General features: G+C 73.5%; 17 protein-coding genes. 13 read left to right on the plus strand and 4 right to left on the minus strand.

Going from position 1 to position 17160, the window contains the following annotated elements; translation table 11 throughout:
* Nucleotides 1–74: 74 nt before the first annotated feature.
* Entirely contained in the window at nucleotides 75–533 is a 459-nt protein-coding gene (locus BLT67_RS09780; protein WP_092666843.1) for a hypothetical protein, read from the plus strand.
* 74 nt (nucleotides 534–607) lie between these two features.
* On the plus strand, nucleotides 608–2185 hold the full coding sequence (locus BLT67_RS09785) for a DUF5671 domain-containing protein (RefSeq protein WP_092667615.1): 1578 nt from the start codon (nucleotides 608–610) through the stop codon (nucleotides 2183–2185).
* Between the two features lie 4 nt (nucleotides 2186–2189).
* Here the strand turns inward: BLT67_RS09785 and BLT67_RS09790 are convergent, their stop codons facing one another.
* Together BLT67_RS09790 and BLT67_RS09795 are read right to left on the minus strand one after the other, a co-directional pair.
* Nucleotides 2190–2369, minus strand: a complete 180-nt coding sequence (locus tag BLT67_RS09790) for a hypothetical protein (protein ID WP_092666844.1) — start codon at nucleotides 2367–2369, stop codon at nucleotides 2190–2192.
* A 126-nt stretch (nucleotides 2370–2495) separates the two neighbouring features.
* Nucleotides 2496–2897: a VOC family protein gene (locus BLT67_RS09795; RefSeq protein ID WP_092666845.1), complete on the minus strand. Its 402-nt coding sequence runs from the start codon at nucleotides 2895–2897 to the stop codon at nucleotides 2496–2498.
* A gap of 165 nt (nucleotides 2898–3062) precedes the next feature.
* On the opposite strand from BLT67_RS09795, the gene BLT67_RS09800 reads away from it, so the two are divergent.
* Together BLT67_RS09800 and BLT67_RS09805 are read left to right on the plus strand one after the other, a co-directional pair.
* Nucleotides 3063–3557 carry a transporter substrate-binding domain-containing protein gene (locus BLT67_RS09800; RefSeq protein ID WP_157674313.1) on the plus strand — a complete coding sequence of 165 codons (495 nt, stop codon included), beginning with the start codon at nucleotides 3063–3065 and terminating at the stop codon, nucleotides 3555–3557.
* Nucleotides 3554–4555, plus strand: coding sequence for a cation diffusion facilitator family transporter (locus tag BLT67_RS09805; RefSeq protein ID WP_092666846.1), 1002 nt, complete (start codon nucleotides 3554–3556; stop codon nucleotides 4553–4555). Before BLT67_RS09800 ends, BLT67_RS09805 begins: the two co-directional genes overlap by 4 nt.
* Here the strand turns inward: BLT67_RS09805 and BLT67_RS09810 are convergent.
* Nucleotides 4552–5274, minus strand: a complete 723-nt coding sequence (locus BLT67_RS09810) for a VIT1/CCC1 transporter family protein (protein WP_197674413.1) — start codon at nucleotides 5272–5274, stop codon at nucleotides 4552–4554. The two genes, BLT67_RS09805 and BLT67_RS09810, sit on opposite strands and share 4 nt — an antisense overlap.
* Nucleotides 5275–5461: 187 nt before the next feature.
* On the opposite strand from BLT67_RS09810, the gene sucC reads away from it, so the two are divergent.
* The 5 genes from sucC (at nucleotide 5462) to BLT67_RS09835 (ending at nucleotide 9991) form a co-directional block, all read left to right on the plus strand.
* Nucleotides 5462–6628: an ADP-forming succinate--CoA ligase subunit beta gene (sucC, locus tag BLT67_RS09815; protein ID WP_092666847.1), complete on the plus strand. Its 1167-nt coding sequence runs from the start codon at nucleotides 5462–5464 to the stop codon at nucleotides 6626–6628.
* An 11-nt stretch (nucleotides 6629–6639) separates the two neighbouring features.
* Nucleotides 6640–7539, plus strand: coding sequence for a succinate--CoA ligase subunit alpha (gene sucD, locus BLT67_RS09820; RefSeq protein ID WP_092666848.1), 900 nt, complete (start codon nucleotides 6640–6642; stop codon nucleotides 7537–7539).
* A gap of 182 nt (nucleotides 7540–7721) precedes the next feature.
* Nucleotides 7722–7895 (plus strand): hypothetical protein, encoded by a 174-nt coding sequence (locus BLT67_RS13535; protein WP_172802009.1) that lies wholly within the window; start codon nucleotides 7722–7724, stop codon nucleotides 7893–7895.
* 127 nt (nucleotides 7896–8022) lie between these two features.
* Nucleotides 8023–8835 (plus strand): MBL fold metallo-hydrolase, encoded by an 813-nt coding sequence (locus BLT67_RS09830; RefSeq protein WP_092666850.1) that lies wholly within the window; start codon nucleotides 8023–8025, stop codon nucleotides 8833–8835.
* Between the two features lie 241 nt (nucleotides 8836–9076).
* Nucleotides 9077–9991, plus strand: a complete 915-nt coding sequence (locus BLT67_RS09835; RefSeq protein ID WP_092666851.1) for a DUF559 domain-containing protein — start codon at nucleotides 9077–9079, stop codon at nucleotides 9989–9991.
* Nucleotides 9992–10101: 110 nt separating this feature from the next.
* Here BLT67_RS09835 and BLT67_RS09840 read toward each other — a convergent pair whose 3' ends face one another.
* A complete protein-coding gene (locus tag BLT67_RS09840; RefSeq protein ID WP_092666852.1) occupies nucleotides 10102–12321 on the minus strand; it encodes an NADP-dependent isocitrate dehydrogenase in 2220 nt (739 codons plus the stop codon).
* Between the two features lie 153 nt (nucleotides 12322–12474).
* On the opposite strand from BLT67_RS09840, the gene BLT67_RS09845 reads away from it, so the two are divergent.
* From BLT67_RS09845 to BLT67_RS09860, 4 genes are read left to right on the plus strand one after another with little or no spacing between them, the layout of a single operon-like run.
* Nucleotides 12475–14016 carry a cell division protein PerM gene (locus BLT67_RS09845; protein WP_092666853.1) on the plus strand — a complete coding sequence of 514 codons (1542 nt, stop codon included), beginning with the start codon at nucleotides 12475–12477 and terminating at the stop codon, nucleotides 14014–14016.
* Nucleotides 14017–14026: 10 nt separating this feature from the next.
* Complete coding sequence (gene purN / locus BLT67_RS09850) at nucleotides 14027–14644, plus strand: phosphoribosylglycinamide formyltransferase (RefSeq protein ID WP_092666854.1); 618 nt, start codon at nucleotides 14027–14029, stop codon at nucleotides 14642–14644.
* On the plus strand, nucleotides 14641–16362 hold the full coding sequence (gene purH, locus BLT67_RS09855; RefSeq protein ID WP_092666855.1) for a bifunctional phosphoribosylaminoimidazolecarboxamide formyltransferase/IMP cyclohydrolase: 1722 nt from the start codon (nucleotides 14641–14643) through the stop codon (nucleotides 16360–16362). The genes purN and purH overlap by 4 nt, the downstream gene beginning before the upstream one ends.
* A 58-nt stretch (nucleotides 16363–16420) precedes the next feature.
* Entirely contained in the window at nucleotides 16421–16987 is a 567-nt protein-coding gene (locus BLT67_RS09860; RefSeq protein WP_197674414.1) for a P-loop NTPase family protein, read from the plus strand.
* Nucleotides 16988–17160 lie beyond the last annotated feature (173 nt).

Consider the following 17160-nt stretch of genomic DNA (forward strand, 5'->3'; position numbering starts at 1 on the left):
CGCATCCGTCACGAACCGATCACGATCCTCCCGTCCCGCTGGTGCCCCCGCGGGCTCCCGGTCATGATGACCGCATGGAGGCCACCACCCGCAGACCGGATCGCGCGCTGCTCGTCGTGATCATCGCGGTCGCCGCGCTCGTCGTGCTCGCGCTCGTCGTCGTGCTCACGCGCGGCGCCGCGGCGCCGCTCGACCCGTCGACGCCCGCCGGCGTCGTGCAGCGATACACCGCGGCGGTCATCGAGGGCGACGAGCAGGCCGCGCTCGAGCACCTCGTCGATAAGGCGCGGGACGACTGCGAGCGGCTCGACCCCGGCACGCTCGACGACGTGCGGGTGACCCTCGCCGACACGGTCGAGCGCGGCGACACCGCCGACGTCGACGTCTCCGTCGTGACGACGAGCGGCGGCGGCCTCTTCGGGCCCTCCGAGTACCGCGAGGAGGCGACGTTCGAGCTCGAGCGCACCGAGGCGGGCTGGCGCATCGCGACCGCGCCGTGGCAGCTCGCGATCTGCGCGCAAGCGGCGCCGTGAGCATCGCCGAGGCGCCTGCGCCCCAGCCGCCCGCACCGAATCCGCCGCCAGTGGCCCGCGGCGCGCAGGCGACCGTGCGCCGCCTCATCCTCACGCTGCTGCTGCTCGTGCTCGTCACGATCGCCGCATCGGGCGTCAGCGGGCTCCTCGGTCGGCTGCTGCAGACCGAGGCCGACCTCGGCGATCCGATCGCCGGCCTCGCGCTCTCGCTCGCGTTCACGCTCATCGGCGGACCGCTCGCCGTGCTCGTCTGGTGGTGGCTGTGGCGCCGCCTCGACGGAACCGACCGCTCGTCCGTGGCGTGGGGCCTATACCTCTCGGCCGTCGCGACGATCTCCCTCATCGTCTTCTCCACGTCGCTGCTCGGGGCGATCGCCGACCTCGTGCGCGGCACGTGGTCCCCGGATGCGGTAGCGACCGGGGTGGCCTGGCTCGCGGTCTGGATCCTGCACCGCATCATGTGGGCGCATCCGACGAAGAGCCCGCTGCGGCTCGCGCGGGTGCCGATCGCGCTCGGCGCCGGCTACGGGCTCGGCGTCGCGGCGCTCGGAGCGATCCGCGTGCTCGAGGCGGTGTTCGCCGAGGCGACGCTCCCGAGCGTCGGGAGCGTCGGCGGCGCGTGGTGGCTCAGTCCGCTGCAGGCCGCGATCTGGGCGGTCGGCGGCGCAGGGATCTGGTGGTGGCACTGGCGGCGCGACGGCGCCGTCGCGATGCGCGGCGGCTTCCCCGACGTCGCCCTCGTGCTCACGGGCGTGCTCGGCGCGGGCGCCGTCGCGCTCGGCGGCTTCGGCGTCTCGCTCTGGATCGGCCTGCGCGCGGCGCTCGACCGCAGCCTGCCCTGGCGCGACCTGCTCGAGCCGCTGCCGCTCGCGGTCGCCGCGGCCGCCGTCGGCGTCGTCGTCTGGCTCTCGCACCGGCGCGTCGCGACGGAGCGCTCCGCGGGCACGCGCAGCGCGACCAGGCTCGTGGAGGCCGGGCTCGGCCTCATCGCCGCCGCCTCGGGCGTCGGCATCATCGCGAACGCCCTGCTCGCATCGCTCACGCCGTCGCTCGCCGGCGGCGACGCACGCGCCCTGCTGCTCGGCGGTCTCGCGTCGCTCGCCGTCGGCGCGCCCGTGTGGTGGGCGGCATGGCACCCGCTCGACACCGCAGCGCACGCCGCCGATGCGGGCCGCCGCGTCTACCTCGTCGCCGTCTTCGGCGTCAGCGCGCTCGTCGCGATCGTGGCGCTGCTCGTGGTCGGCTACCGCGTCTTCGAGCTCGTGCTCGACGGCGGCGCGGGCGAGGGGCTCGTGGAGCGCATCCGTGCTCCCTTCGGGCTGCTGCTCGCGACCGCCGCGGTCGCGGGCTACCACTTCGCGGTGTGGCGGCGCGACCGCGCAGCGGCTCCGACGACCGGCCGGGTGCGCAGCATCGGCCGCATCATCCTCGTCGCCGGCGGCGACGACACCTCACTCGCGCAGCAGCTCGAGGCGGCGACCGGAGCGCCCGTCACGCGGTGGACCCGGGCCGACGCACAACGGGCCGACGCACACCGGCCCGACGCATCCGCCGACGCCGTGCTGCGCGCGCTCGAGGGCGTGAGCGGCCGCCGCGTGCTCGTCGTGACCGGTCGCGACGGCGCGGTCGAGGCCGTGCCGCTCGTCGACTGAGCCGCTAGAGGCCCGGCGTCACCAGCAGCACCATCGCCACGAGCGTGACGGCGCCCACGAGCCAGATGAACGGCTGCAGCCGGCGGCGCAGGGTGCGCGGCGGGCGGGCGTCGTCGTCATGTTCGAAGGCGGGGTCGAGCTCCGGCGGGATCGCGTCGTGCTCGCGCTGCTCGTGCTCCTGCATGCCTCCAGCCTGGCACGGGCGGTGTCATCTCGACACGGCCTGCGGCCTACTCGACGACCGAGGGGCTGCGGCCTACTCGATGACCGAGCGGCTGCGGCCCGCTCGACGACCGTCGGGGGCTGTGGCCTACGCGATGACTGAGGTGGTGTCGGGCGCGGCTGAGGAGTCGGGCAGCTGCTGCAGCGTCCAGCGGTTGCCGTCGGGATCGGCGAAGGTGGCGAAGCGGCCCCACGCGAGGTCGGCGACCTCGCTCGCGTCGACCCCCGCCTCCACGAGCGCAGCGCGCGCCGCGTCGGCGTCGTCGATCACCACCTGCACGTTGCGCATCGACCCCGGCGCGTCTTCGGAGATGCCCTCGCCGAACGCGAGCGAGCACGCCGACCCGGGCGGGGTGATCTGCACGAAGCGCAGGCCCGGCCGCACGGTCGTGTCGTGGTCGACGTGCCAGCCCAGCTGCTGCTCGTAGAACGCCTTCGCGCGATCGGTGTCGCGCACGGGCACGAACACGAGCTCGATGCGGTAGTCCATGATGTCTCCGGATCCCGCGGTCGCCGTCGGCCGCGCTGCGCGCGACGCTACGCCGGGCCGCCCACGCCCACCAGGTGCCGGGCCACGACCGGCATCCGCCGTGCGGCGGCCCGCGCCTCGCCGATCCTCAGGTCTCTGGGGGACACGCGGGCTAGCATCCCCGGCATGGAGGTGGGGCGGATGCGTCGGTTCCTGGGGGTGGTGGTGGCCGCACTCGCGGCGGTCGGGCTCGGAGGGTGCGGCATCAGCATCCCCACCGACCCCGATGGCACGCTCGACCGCGTCACGGGCGGCGTGCTCGAGGTGGGCGTCACGCCGAACCCGCCGCACACGGACACGTCGGGTGCGCATCCGACCGGCACCGAGCCGGCGCTCGTCACCGCGTTCGCCGAGTCGATCGACGCGCGCGTCGAGTGGACGGAGGGCAGCGAGCAGTCGCTCGTGCAGCTGCTGGAGATCGGCGAGCTCGACCTCGTGATCGGCGGCATCTCCGAGCAGACCCCGTGGGTCGACCGGGTCGCGGTGACCCGGGCCTACGCCGACGCCGAGCTGCCCGACGGCTCGACGAGCGGACTGGTGATGCTCGCGCCGATGGGCGAGAACGCCTTCCTGTCTGCGCTCGAGCGCCACCTCGACGCCGAGACCGAGGGGCAGCGGTGAACCGCATCGGTGGGCGCCCGCTGCCGCGCGAGCAGGCCGAGGCGCTGCGGAAGGCGCGCATCCTCGAATGGGCGGTGCTCGGCTACACGGCCGTCACGATCACGCTCATCGCCATCGTCATGGGCAGCTCGCAGGCCATGCGCACGGCCTGGGTCGAGGACATCCTCTCGACCATCCCGCAGATCGCGTTCCTCGTGGCGCTGCCGATCGTGCGCCGGGCCGCGACCGCGAAGCATCCCTACGGCTACCACCGCGCGATGGGTGTCGGTCACTTAGTAGCAGGCGTCGCGCTGCTCGCCGTCGGCGGCAACCTCTGCGTCGAGGCCATCACCGGCCTCGTGCGGCAGGAGCACCCGCCGATCGGCACCATCCAGATCTTCGGCGTCACGATCTGGCAGGGCTGGGCGATGATCGCCGTGATGGCGGTCATCCTCGTGCCGCCGCTCATCTACGGCCGCATGAAGATGCGGCTCGCCAAGCAGCTGCACAACAAGCTGCTCTACGCCGACGCCGACATGGCGCAGGCCGACTGGACGACGACCGTCGGCTCGATCGTCGGCGTGCTCGGCATCGGGCTGGGCCTGTGGTGGCTCGACGGCGCGGCGGCGCTGTTCATCTCGGCGGGCATCCTGTGGGACGGCCTGAAGAACACCCGCGCCTCGGTGCTCGACCTCATGGACATGCGCGCGACCACCTACGACCAGTCGGAGCCCGACCCCATCCACGACCAGGTCGACCGCATGCTGCGGCGCCGCCCCTGGGTGCGCGACGCCGCGAGCCGCATCCGCGACGAGGGGCAGGTGCTGCACGTCGAGGCGTTCGTCGTGCCGCGGAGGCGGAAGGTCAAGGTCGACGACGTCGACCGCGCCGTCGCCGACATCGTCGCGCTCGACTGGCGCGTGCAGGATGCGTCGGTGTCCGTCGTGAACGAGCTCGACCTCCCCGAGGAGGAGGAGGTCGAGCGCGAGGAGGGCGGTCGACGCCGCCCCCGTTCCTAGTGGACGGGCGTGCCCATCAGGAGACCGATGCCGTAGGTCGCCGCGAGCGCGACGACGCCGCCGACGAGCACGCGCAGCGACGCGGCGCGCTTGCTCGAGGCGCCGATGCGCGCCGAGACGATGCCGGTCAGCAGCAGCGCGACGACGGTCGCGATGACGATGGGCCACGGCATCCACGCGGCCGGGCTCAGCAGCGCCGCGAGCAGCGGGATGAGCGAGCCGAGCGAGAACGACAGAGCGGATGCCGCGGCGGCCGACCACGGGTTGTTCAGGTCCTCGGGGTCGAGCTTGTACTCGACGTCGAGGTGCGCGCGCAGCGGGTCGGCTCGCGTGAGCTCGACCGCCACCTGGTGCGCGGTGTCGGGCTCGAGCCCCCGCTCCTCGTACATGTGGGCGAGCTGGTCGACCTGCCCCTCGGGGTCGGCCTCGAGCAGGGCGTTCTCGCGGCGGATCGCGGCGCGCTCGCTGTCGCGCTGCGACGAGACCGAGACGTACTCGCCGACGGCCATCGAGAACGCGCCGGCGACGAGCGCGGCGACGCCCGCGGTGAGGATGCCTGCGAGCGACGTGCCCGCGCCGGCGACGCCGACCATGAGGGCCGAGGTCGAGACGATGCCGTCGTTCGCGCCGAGCACCCCGGCGCGCAGCCAGTTGAGCTTCGAGGTCATCGACTCGACGGGCGGCGGCAGGTCGGGCCTGCGCTGCAGAGCGGGATCCATGGGTGTACCTCCGAGCATCCATCGTCGGCGCCTGCCGCGCGCGCCGCAAGCAAGGCGAGGCTCGTGGGAAAGCGGCAAGAACCCCGAATCTTCACGCTTCGGGACGCCGAAAGCGGGCGAGGAGGCATCGGGGGCGGGGCTAGGCTTGGCGAGGCGAATCCCCCACCAAACACGGATTGGATGACGCGTGGATCTCTACGAGTACCAGGCAAGGGACCTGTTCGAGCAGCACGGCGTGCCCGTGCTGCGAGGCATCGTCGCCGACACCCCCGAGCAGGCCGAGGCAGCAGCCACGGAGCTCGGCGGCGGTGTCGTCGTCGTGAAGGCACAGGTCAAGACCGGCGGACGAGGCAAGGCTGGCGGCGTCAAGCTCGCCAAGAGCCCCGCCGAGGCGAAGGACGCGGCGGAGGCCATCCTCGGCCTCGACATCAAGGGGCACACGGTGCACCGCGTGATGGTGGCCGAGGGCGCCGCCATCAAGGAGGAGTACTACTTCTCGGTGCTGCTCGACCGGGCCAACCGCTCCTACCTCGCGATGTGCTCGTACGAGGGCGGCATGGAGATCGAGCAGCTCGCCGAGGAGCGCCCGGAGGCGCTCGCGAAGGTCGAGGTCGACCCGGCTGCCGGCATCGACGCCGCGAAGGCCGAGGAGATCGTGCGCGCCGCGCGCTTCCCCGAGGAGCTCGTCACCAAGGTCGCGCCGGTCATCGTCACGCTCTACGACGTCTTCGTCAAGGAGGACGCCACGCTCGTCGAGGTGAACCCGCTCGTCCTCACCGAGGCCGGCGACATCATCGCCCTCGACGGCAAGATCTCGCTCGACGAGAACGCCGAGTTCCGCCAGCCCGGCCACGCCGAGCTCGAGGACAAGGCCGCGACCGACCCGCTCGAGGCGAAGGCCAAGGAGTCGGACCTCAACTACGTCAAGCTCGACGGCCAGGTCGGCATCATCGGCAACGGCGCGGGCCTCGTCATGTCGACGCTCGACGTCGTCGCGTACGCGGGGGAGCGCCACGGCGGCGTGAAGCCCGCCAACTTCCTCGACATCGGCGGCGGCGCCTCTGCGGAGGTCATGGCGGCGGGCCTCGACGTCATCCTGAACGACACGGACGTCAAGAGCGTCTTCGTCAACGTCTTCGGCGGCATCACCGCGTGCGACGAGGTCGCCAACGGCATCGTCAAGGCGCTCGAGATCCTCGGCGACGAGGCCTCGAAGCCGCTCGTCGTGCGACTCGACGGCAACAACGTCGAGGAGGGCCGACGCATCCTCGCCGACGCCGCGCACCCGCTGGTGACGGTGGTCGACACGATGGACGAGGCCGCCGACAAGGCCGCCGAGCTGGCTGCGGCGTAAGGGAGCGAAAGATGTCGATCTACCTCAACAAGGACAACAAGGTCATCGTCCAGGGCATCACCGGCGGCGAGGGCTCGAAGCACACCGCCCGCATGCTCGCGGCCGGCACCCAGATCGTCGGTGGCGTGAACGCGCGCAAGGCCGGCACGACCGTCTCGCACACCGCGCAGGACGGCTCGCAGGTCGAGCTGCCCGTCTTCGGCTCGGTCGCCGAGGCCATGGAGGCCACGGGCGCCGACACGTCGATCGTGTTCGTGCCGCCGGCCTTCGCGAAGGACGCCGTCATCGAGGCCGTCGACGCGGGCATCGGCCTGCTCGTCGTGATCACCGAGGGCATCCCCGTGCAGGACTCGGCCGAGTTCTGGGCCCACGCCAAGGCGAAGGGCACCACCCGCATCATCGGCCCGAACTGCCCCGGCATCATCACGCCCGAGGAGTCGCTCGTGGGCATCACGCCCGCGAACATCACGGGCAAGGGGCCCATCGGCCTCGTCTCGAAGTCGGGCACGCTGACGTACCAGATGATGTACGAGCTGCGCGACCTGGGCTTCTCGACCGCCATCGGCATCGGCGGCGACCCCGTGATCGGCACGACGCACATCGACGCGCTCGAGGCGTTCGAGGCCGACCCGGAGACGAAGGCGATCGTCATGATCGGCGAGATCGGCGGCGACGCCGAGGAGCGCGCTGCCGAGTTCATCAAGGCGAACGTCACGAAGCCCGTGGTCGGCTACGTCGCCGGCTTCACGGCGCCCGAGGGCAAGACGATGGGCCACGCCGGCGCGATCGTCTCGGGCTCGTCGGGCACCGCGGAGGCCAAGAAGGAGGCCCTCGAGGCCGCCGGCGTCAAGGTGGGCAAGACGCCGACCGAGACCGCGCGCCTCATGCGCGAGATCATCGAGTCGCTCTGAGCGGATGGCTCTGAGCGGATCGCTCCGAGCCGCAGCGCTCGGGGCTGAGCTCCCCGGACGGGTCCTGGCTTCGGCCAGGGCCCGTTCGTCGTCCCTGGAGCATGCGTCGTCGCGCCCGCTCGGTGGACGCGCGGGATGCGGGGCTAGGGTGTCGGCACGACCGACCGATGGAGGAGGAAGCGATGAGCGAGCACGACGAGCGCGAGCACGAGGGCACGCAGAAGCCCGGCGGCCTCGGCGAGGACGGCACGATCCCCGCCGACCCGGACGGCCTCGGCGCGACGACGACCGACGAGCAGTCGACCTTCGAGCCCGAGGAGGACGAGGCGGCCGAGCCCGACGTCGACGAGGGCTGACGCGCCTCAGGGATCCGCGCGGCGCGGGACGCACGGCGGTGCTCGCGCCGCGTCCGACCGCGGCGAAGTCGTCGCGCGGACCCGTTGGGGTCTCGCGCCGCGGCGCGCGGACGGGCAGTCTGTCGGCATGACGATCCTGTGCGCCACCTGCGGTGTCGAGACCGCCGAGCCCCTGCCCGAGACCTGCCCGATCTGCGCCGACGAGCGCCAGTGGGTGCCCAAGAGTGGCCAGCACTGGACCTCGACCGAGGAGCACGCGGGTGACGGCATGCGCATCGACGTCGTGGAGGACGAGCCGGGGCTGTGGGCGATCACCTCCGAGCCCGCCGTCGGCATCGGCCAGCGCGCGCTGCTCGTGCAGACGCCGGAGGGCAACCTGCTGTGGGATCCGATCGGCACCATCACGGATGCCGCGGTCGAGCAGGTGCGCGAGCTCGGCGGACTCGCGCTCGTCGCGACGTCGCACCCGCACATGTTCGGGGTGCAGTGCGCGTGGGCCGAGGCGCTCGACGCGCGCGTGCTCGTGAGCGAGCGCGACGCGGAGTGGGTGCAGCGGCAGCACGAGCGGATCGAGCTGTGGGACGGTGAGGTGTCGCCCTTGCCGGGCGTGCGGCTCATCCGCTTCGGCGGGCACTTCCCCGGGTCGGCGATGGTGCTGTGGGAGGCGGGGAGCGACGGCGACGGGTCGCTGCTGTCGGGCGACACGATCCAGCCCAAGCCCGACCGGCGGAGCGTGTCGTTCATGCGCTCGTTCCCCAACAACATCCCGATGTCGCCGGGCGTCGTGCGGCGGATCGCCGACCAGCTCGCGCCGCTGCGGTACCGCCGCATCTACGGCAACCTGCCCGGTCAGCTCATCGAGGAGGGACCCGCGGCGGTCGAGCGCTCGGCGGCTCGCCACATCGCGTGGTGCCGCGGGGAGTTCGACCACCTGACCTGACGCGCGGCGCGCCGGGGATCCAGGCGGTTCCCGGAGGATCTCCGGATCCCAGCGCATCCGGGCGGATGATGCGCTCGCATGACCCGTCATCCGGACTTCCTCCGGCGTGCACGAAGCGGCACGACTTCGTCGGCGCGCGAGGCTGCGACGTCCCGGCGAGACGCGTGGCACGGCTCCGCTGATCCACAAGCCGCGGCGGCAGCGCCACGCGATCGCGCACCGCTCTGGCACGGTGCCGCCCATGGACGTGCTGGTGATGCAGCTGGGGATCCTGACGACTGCGCAGCTGATGGGGGTGGGCTGGACCAAGTGGCAGATCGAACGGGCCGTCCGCGGCGGCGCGCTCACGCGCGTGCGGCCCGGCTGGTTCGCCCGACCCGGATGCGACGCCGCCGCGCTGGCAGCCGTGCGCGCGGGCGGCTGCATCTCGTGCTTCAGCGCCCTCCGGCTGCACGGTGTCTGGGTGCCGGAGCGCAAGGGTCGGCACGTCCGCCTCCCGGAGCATCGCCGCGTGCGCCGCAAGCGGCGCGGCAGCGCTGTCGCCAAGCCGCGCACATGCCGATTGCGCGCGCCGGAGCCGCCGATCGCCGCGGCGGTCGACGACCTGCGAACCGCGGTGCGCTGCGTGCTGCGCTGCGGCACCCGCGAGGAGTGCCTGGTGGTGCTCGACTCGATCCTGCACCTGCAGCTCGCGAGGCGCGACGAGCTGGAGGAGTGGCTGCGCGGCGCACCGCAGCGCGAGCGAGCGCTGCTGGAGCTGGCCGACGCGCGGTCGGAGTCCGGCACCGAATCGATGGTGCGGTGGCGACTGCGGGCGCTGCAGCTCGCCGTGCGCATCCAGGTGCGCGTGATGGACGGGGTGCGGGTCGACCTGCTCATCGGCGACCGTCTCATCATCGAGTGCGACAGCCGCGAGCACCACTCGGAGGCCGACGCCTACGAGAGCGACCGGCGTCGCGACCGGCGGCTCGCGGCCCGCGGCTTCATCGTGCTGCGCCTCAGCTACCGGCAGATCCACGACGAGTGGGCGGCCATCGAGGAGGACATCCTCGCGATCGTGAGGGCCGGTCGGCACCGTCTGCCGCGGCGCAGGACGGCGCGTCCCTCAGCCGGGCTGCCGGAGGAATTCCGGATTCCCGCTGCTCGGTGCGGATGATCCAGCTCGCGGGCCTGGAACCCGGACATCCGCCGGCCGCGGCAGACGATGCCCGGCCGCGGGACGACGGAGGGCCCGGCCGAAGCCGGGCCCTCCGTGTGCGCAGCGGGTCAGCGCAGCGGCGCGAGGATGGCGTTGAGCGAGGCGCTCGGGCGCATCGCGGCGTCGGCCAGGTCGCGGTCGACGCGGTAGTAGCCGCCGAGGTCGACGGGCGAGCCCTGCACGTCGAGCAGCTCCTGCTCGATCGTGGCGGTCTGCGCCACGAGCGCCTCGGCGACCGGCGCGAACGTCTCGGCGAGCGCCGCGTCGTCGGACTGCGCCGCGAGCTCCTCGGCCCAGAAGCGCGCGAGCCAGAAGTGGCTGCCGCGGTTGTCGATCTCGCCGACCTTGCGCGACGGCGACTTGTTCTCGTTGAGGAACGAGCCGGTCGCCGCGTCGAGCGTCTCCGCGAGCACCGCCGCGCGGGCGTTGCCGGTCGTCTCGGCCAGGTGGCGGAACGACTCCGCGAGCGCCATGAACTCGCCGAGCGAGTCCCAGCGCAGGTGGTTCTCCTCGACGAGCTGCTGCACGTGCTTCGGCGCCGAGCCGCCGGCGCCGGTCTCGAAGAGCCCGCCGCCGTTCAGCAGCGGCACGACCGAGAGCATCTTCGCCGAGGTGCCGAGCTCGAGGATGGGGAAGAGGTCGGTGTTGTAGTCGCGCAGCACGTTGCCGGTGACCGAGATGGTGTCCTCGCCGCGGCGGATGCGCTCGATCGAGACCTTCGTCGCCTCGACGGGGGAGAGGATCTGGATGTCGAGGCCGGCGGTGTCGTGCTTCGGCAGCTCCTCCTCGACCTTCTTGATGAGCTCCGCGTCGTGCGCGCGCTCGGCGTCGAGCCAGAAGATCGCGGGCGTCGCGGAGGCGCGGGCGCGCGTCACCGCGAGCTTGACCCAGTCGCGCACCGGCACGTCCTTCGTCTGGCACGCGCGCCAGATGTCGCCCGCCTCGACCTCGTGCGAGGTGAGCACGTCGCCCGCGGCGTTGACGATCTCGACGCGGCCGTCGCGCTCGATGCGGAAGGTCTTGTCGTGCGAGCCGTACTCCTCGGCCTTCTGCGCCATGAGGCCGACGTTCGGCACCGAGCCCATCGTGGTCGGGTCGAAGGCGCCGTTGGCCTGGCAGTCCTCGATCACGGCCTGGTAGACGCCGGCGTACGACGAGTCGGGGATCACGGCGAGCGTGTCGGCCTCCTCGCCGTCCGGGCCCCACATGTGGCCGGACTGGCGGATCATGGCCGGCATCGACGCATCCACGATGACGTCGGAGGGCACGTGGAGGTTGGTGATGCCGCGGTCGGAGTTCACCATCGCGAGGCGGGGCCCGTCGCGCAGGCCGTCCTCGATCGCCTTGCGCACACCGGATGCGGTGGCCTCGTCGAGCTCGGAGAGCCCGGAGAGGATCGCGGCGAGGCCGTTGTCGGCCGAGAGCCCGGCCTCGGCGAGCTGCGCGCCGTACTGCTCGAACACGCGCGGCAGGAACGCGCGCACGACGTGGCCGAAGATGATCGGGTCGGAGACCTTCATCATCGTCGCCTTGAGGTGCGCCGAGAACAGCACGTGCTCGTCGCGGGCGCGCTGCACCTGCGCGGCGAGGAACGCGTCGAGGGCCTTCGCGCTCATGAAGGTCGCGTCGACGATCTCGCCGGCGAGCACGGCGAGGCCGTCCTTGAGCACGGTCGTCTCGCCGTCGGCGCCGACGAGGCGGATCTGCAGCGTGTCGTCGGCCGGCATCGTCACCGACTGCTCGTTCGCGCGGAAGTCGCCGGCACCCATCGTCGCGACGGCGGTCTTCGAGTCGTCGGCCCACGCGCCCATCGAGTGCGGGTGCTTGCGGGCGTACTCCTTGACCGACCGCGGCGCGCGGCGGTCGGAGTTGCCCTCGCGCAGCACCGGGTTGACGGCCGAGCCCTTGACCGAGTCGTAGCGGGCGCGGATGTCGCGCTCCTCGTCCGTCGTGACCTCGTCGGGGTAGTCGGGCAGGGCGATGCCCTGCTCCTGCAGCTCCTTGACGGCCGCCTTCAGCTGCGGCACCGACGCCGAGATGTTCGGCAGCTTGATGATGTTGGCCTCGGGCGTCTTCGCGAGCTCGCCGAGCTCGGCGAGCGCGTCGGCCTCCTGCTGGTCGGCCGGCAGGCGGTCGGCGAAGGCGGCGACGATGCGGCCGGCGAGCGAGATGTCGCGGCTCTCGACCTCCACGTCGGCCGCGGCGGCGAACGCGCTCACGATCGGGAGGAAGGAGTGCGTCGCGAGCATCGGCGCCTCGTCGGTGTACGTGTAGATGATCTTGGCCATGCGGCTCGAACCCCTCGCGGTGCGGTGATGTGGGGCGGCCGCGATCGCGTGCGCGCGGGCCGCCGTGCGCCTCCAACCTACCGCGCCGCCGCTGAGGGGGCGCGCGGCGAGGCGGGGCGGGCGGGGGCGGATGCGTCGGTACAGTTGCCAGCCGTGCGTCGCGTGTGGGCCGGCATCGGCCAGGCAGTCGAGTCCGCCGCCATCGCGGCGGCCGGGCTCGTCGTGTGCGCGCTCGTCATGCTCGCCGTCTGGGGCGTCGATCAGGGCTTCGACGGCGACCCGCTGCTGCAGTGGCGCATCGCCGCCGACGCGTGGCTGCTCGGCCACGGCGTCGACCTCGGCATCACGCCGGGCCGCGAGGCCGTCATCGCGGTCGGCGCCGAGCAGGTCGGTCAGTCGTTCGTCGTCACGCTCGGCGCGTGGGGCATCGGCCTGCTGACGCTCTGGCTGCATTGGCGCAGCGGTCGCCGGCTCGCGTCCCTCCCGATCCTCGACGCCTCGATCGCCGCCGTCCTCGGCGCCGCGGCGACCGGCGCGGTCGGCCTCGTTGCCGGCATGAGCGCCCAGCACGCGACGGCCGCGCCCAACCTCGTGCAGTCGGCGCTGCTGCCGGCGGCGGTGGCGCTCGTGGGTATGGGTGCTGCGCTGCTCGCGGCGCACGGGCACGACTGGCTCGCGGCGGCCGCGCGCGGCCTCACGCTCGAGGCGCAGTGGCTGCGCACGATCCGCGCGGCGCTGCGCACCGGGCTCGGCGCGACCGCGGGCGTGCTCGGCGTCGGCGCGCTGCTCGTCGGCGTCGGCCTCCTGCTGCGCTTCACCGACGGCCTGCTGCTGCTCGAGTCGCTCGGCGTGACGCACGTCGGCGTCGTCGTGGTCTTCCTCGTGCAGCTCGCGCTCGCCCCCGTCGCGATCGTGTGGGGCGCGTCGTGGGCGATCGGGCCGGGCTTCATGGTTGGTGCGGGATCGAGCGTCTCGCCGCTCGGCACCGACCTCGGGCCCGTGCCGGCGCTGCCGCTGCTCGCGGCGATCGACCCCGGCGCCGAGCCGTGGATGTCGGTCGTCGTCGCGCTGCCCGTGCTCGCGGCCGTCGTGGTGGGCGCCTTCGCGCGCCAGAGCACGCTCGCCGGCACCCCCGAGCGGCCCGTGCACTGGTGGGAGCTCGTGGTCGCCGCGCTCGGCGGCGCCGTGCTCGCCGGCGCTCTCCTCGGCCTCGCGGCGATGCTCTCGACCGGCGCCGCCGGCCCCGGCAGACTCGGCGAGACGGGTCCGGATGCGGTGCTCGTCGCCGCGTGGGGAGCCCTCGAGATCGGCGTCGGGCTCCTGCTGGGCATGCTCGCGGGTGGCCGGGGGAGCGCGGCGCTCGCGGTCGAGCGCGGCGGCTCGTCGATCCGGGAGGTCTTCGGCTTCGGCACGAGCCGCGGGGCCGCCGACGCGGCGGGCGGTGCCGGCTCCGGCGAGGCTGCCGATGCGCCCGCCGAGTGGCGGGAGGACGAGGCCGGCACGCAGGAGGTGGCGCCGGTCAGTGTCGAGCGCGACGCGGCCGCCCCGTCGGGGGTCGACGAGGACGCATCCGCCGACGCCGACGATGACGCCGCCACCGCCACCGCCACCGACGCCGACCGCGACGCCGACACCGACCCCGCGCAGCGCGGGGCCGCGCACCCCGAGCCCGAAGGCGATCACCGCCCTCGGTAGGATGGAGGACGTGCTGCGCCTGGTCGTCCTCGTCTCCGGCGGCGGCAGCAACTTCTCCGATCTGCTGCGCCGAACCCGCGCGGGCCGCGTGCCCGCCGAGGTCATCGCCGTCGGCGCCGACCGCGAGTGCGGCGGGATCGAGATCGCCCAGGCCGCCGGCATCCCGACCTTCGTCGAGCCCTTCGCGCCGCCGCGCGACGCCTGGTCGGAGCGCATCGCCGACCGCATCGCCGCCTTCGAGCCCGACGTCGTCGTGCTCTCGGGCTTCATGCGGCTGCTTTCGCCGGCCGCGGTCGCGCGCTTCGAGCCCGCGATGCTCAACACGCATCCGGCCTTCCTGCCCGAGTTCCCCGGCGCGCACGGGGTGCGCGACGCGCTCGCCGCGGGCGCGACCGAGACGGGCGCATCCGTCATCATCGTCGACAGCGGCGTCGACACCGGGCCGATCCTGGCGCAGCGGCGGGTGCCGGTGCTGCCCGACGACACCGAGGCCGACCTCCACGAGCGCATCAAGCTCGTCGAGCGCGAGCTGCTCGCCGACGTGCTCACGGGCATCGGCGACGGCTCGATCGACCTCGCCGACCACGGCCTCGAGCAGCGGCTCGACCGACAGGAGGAAGCACAGTGAGCGGACCCCAGCACGACCCGAGCCTCTACCGCGACCGCGACCAAGTGCCGTTCCGCCGCGCGCTGCTGTCGGTGAGCGACAAGACCGGCATCGTCGAGCTCGGTCGCGCGCTCGCCGCCGCGGGCGTCGAGCTCGTCTCGACCGGCTCGACGGCGAAGATGCTCGCGGATGCGGGCCTCGCGGTCACCGAGGTCGCCTCCGTCACGGGGTTCCAGGAGGCGCTCGACGGCCGCGTGAAGACGCTCCACCCGGCGATCCACGCGGGCCTCCTCGCCGACCTCCGGCTCGAGCACCACGAGGCGCAGCTCGCCGACCTCGGCATCGCGCCGTTCGAGCTCGTCGTCGTGAACCTCTACCCCTTCGTCGAGACGGTGCGCTCAGGCGCCGCCGGCGCGGACGTCGTCGAGCAGATCGACATCGGCGGCCCCGCGATGGTGCGCGCGGCCGCGAAGAACCACGCGAACGTCGCGATCGTCACCGACCCGCGCGTCTACCCGCTCATCGAGCGGGCGGCGGGGACGGGGCTGTCGCTGCTCCAGCGGCGCGCGCTCGCGCGCGACGCCTTCGCGCACACCGCGGCGTACGACACCGCGGTCGCGCGCTGGTTCGCGGGCGAGCCGGTCGACGCGCCTGCCGCGACGACGCCGGCCGCGGCGCCCGGCGCCGAGGCCGAGCGGCCCGAGCTCGTCGAGCCCGGCGCCGGCGCGCCCGCGTTGGCCGACGCATCCGCCACCGAGAGCGCGCCCGACACCGGCAGCGCGACGGGCCTGCTGCGCGCCGTCGGCGCCGCGACCCTCGTGCAGGGCCTGCGCTACGGCGAGAACAGTCACCAGCAGGCTGGCCTCTTCGGGCTGCCGGGCGGCAAGGGCATCACGCAGGCCGAGCTGCTCCACGGCAAGCCCATGTCGTTCAACAACTACGTCGACGCCGACGCGGCGCTGCGCGCCGCCTACGACTTCACCGAGCCGGCCGTGGCGATCATCAAGCACGCGAACCCGTGCGGCATCGCGGTCGCCGCACCCGGCGCGGCCGACCCGATCGCGTCGGCGCACGAGCGCGCGCACGCGTGCGACCCGGTCTCGGCCTTCGGCGGCGTGATCGCCGCGAACCGCCCCGTCACGCGGGCGATGGCCGAGACGGTCAAGGACATCTTCACCGAGGTCGTCGTCGCGCCCGACTTCGAGCCCGAGGCGCTCGAGCTGCTCACGGCGAAGAAGAACCTGCGGCTCCTGCGGCTGCCCGAGGGCTACGCGCGCGAGGGCAGCGAGCTGCGGCAGGTCTCGGGCGGTGTGCTCGTGCAGCAGCCCGACACGTTCGAGGGCTTCTCGTCGCACACGTGGCGGCGCGTGACGGGCACGCACGTGCCGGATGCGGTGCTCGCGGACCTCGAGTTCGCGTGGCGGGCCGTGCGGTCGGTGAAGTCGAACGCGATCCTGCTCGCCTCGGGCCTCGCCTCGGTCGGCGTCGGCATGGGCCAGGTCAACCGCGTCGACTCGTGCCACCTCGCCGTCTCGCGCGCGGGGGAGCGGGCCGCGGGCTCGGTCGCCGCGTCCGACGCCTTCTTCCCGTTCGCCGACGGCCTCCAGGTGCTGCTCGACGCGGGCGTCACCGCGGTCGTCCAGCCGGGCGGCTCGGTGCGCGACGAGGAGGTCATCGCCGCCGCGAACGCCGCCGGCATCACGATGTACTTCACGGGCGAGCGCCACTTCGCCCACTGACGCGGCTCCGTCGCCCGCCACGGGTCAGGTCGGGCGCGGCGCGCGCTAGCCTCGGCGGGTGAGCGCGGGGAGCATCGACGACGTGCGGCGGGCCCGCCGCATCCTCTGCATCGGCGTGACCGGTTCGGGCAAGTCGACGCTCGCGACCGCCCTCGGCGCGCGCCTCGGGCTGCCCGTGACGCTCGTGGACGAGCTCTGCTGGGAGCCCGGCTGGCAGCAGGCGCCGCGCGAGGAGCAGGATCGGCGCGTGCTGCCGATCCTCGAGCGCGACGCGTGGGTGCTCGACACCGCGTACTCCGGTCAAGCGGCCCGCGCGCTCGAGCGCGCCGACGCGATCGTCGCGCTCGACTACCCGAGGCTCGTCTCCCTCGGCCGGCTGCTGCGCCGCACCGCACGACGCATCCGCACCCGCGAGCCCGTCTGCAACGGCAACGTCGAGACGCTGCGCCTCGCGCTCGCGCGCGACTCGATCATCGTCTGGCACTTCCGCTCGTGGCGGCGGAAGCGGCGGCGCATGCGCGCCTGGCACGCGGATGCGTCGCTGCCGCCCGTGCTGCTGCTCGCGCGGCCGTCGGACACCGATGCGCTCCTCGCGAGCCTCTCGGCGGACGCGCGGGCCGATTGAGGAAGCTCGATTCGGGGTGGACGGCGCGCATCGATCGTGCATAGACTGCAAGGCTGTCCGCACCATCAGGGAGCGGCCGACCGAGGAGGATGCCATGAGCACGACGACGACCGCCCAGATCGCTGCGGCCCGCGCCCTCCTCGTCCCCGCCGGCCTCCCCGAGGCCGCGTAGC

It is taken from the genome of Agrococcus carbonis (assembly GCF_900104705.1).
GTDB classification, from domain to species: Bacteria; Actinomycetota; Actinomycetes; order Actinomycetales; family Microbacteriaceae; genus Agrococcus; species Agrococcus carbonis.

What these genes read in the sequence shown, in the direction of transcription:
- BLT67_RS09780 (WP_092666843.1), top strand. Translation starts at nt 75, where the DNA reads ATGGAGGCCACCACCCGCAGACCGGATCGCGCGCTGCTCGTCGTGATC.
- BLT67_RS09790 (WP_092666844.1), bottom strand. Translation starts at nt 2,369, where the DNA reads ATGCAGGAGCACGAGCAGCGCGAGCACGACGCGATCCCGCCGGAGCTC.
- BLT67_RS09795 (WP_092666845.1), bottom strand. Translation starts at nt 2,897, where the DNA reads ATGGACTACCGCATCGAGCTCGTGTTCGTGCCCGTGCGCGACACCGAT.
- BLT67_RS09800 (WP_157674313.1), top strand. Translation starts at nt 3,063, where the DNA reads ATGGAGGTGGGGCGGATGCGTCGGTTCCTGGGGGTGGTGGTGGCCGCA.
- BLT67_RS09810 (WP_197674413.1), bottom strand. Translation starts at nt 5,274, where the DNA reads ATGGATCCCGCTCTGCAGCGCAGGCCCGACCTGCCGCCGCCCGTCGAG.
- sucD (WP_092666848.1), top strand. Translation starts at nt 6,640, where the DNA reads ATGTCGATCTACCTCAACAAGGACAACAAGGTCATCGTCCAGGGCATC.
- BLT67_RS13535 (WP_172802009.1), top strand. Translation starts at nt 7,722, where the DNA reads ATGAGCGAGCACGACGAGCGCGAGCACGAGGGCACGCAGAAGCCCGGC.
- BLT67_RS09830 (WP_092666850.1), top strand. Translation starts at nt 8,023, where the DNA reads ATGACGATCCTGTGCGCCACCTGCGGTGTCGAGACCGCCGAGCCCCTG.
- BLT67_RS09835 (WP_092666851.1), top strand. Translation starts at nt 9,077, where the DNA reads ATGGACGTGCTGGTGATGCAGCTGGGGATCCTGACGACTGCGCAGCTG.
- BLT67_RS09840 (WP_092666852.1), bottom strand. Translation starts at nt 12,321, where the DNA reads ATGGCCAAGATCATCTACACGTACACCGACGAGGCGCCGATGCTCGCG.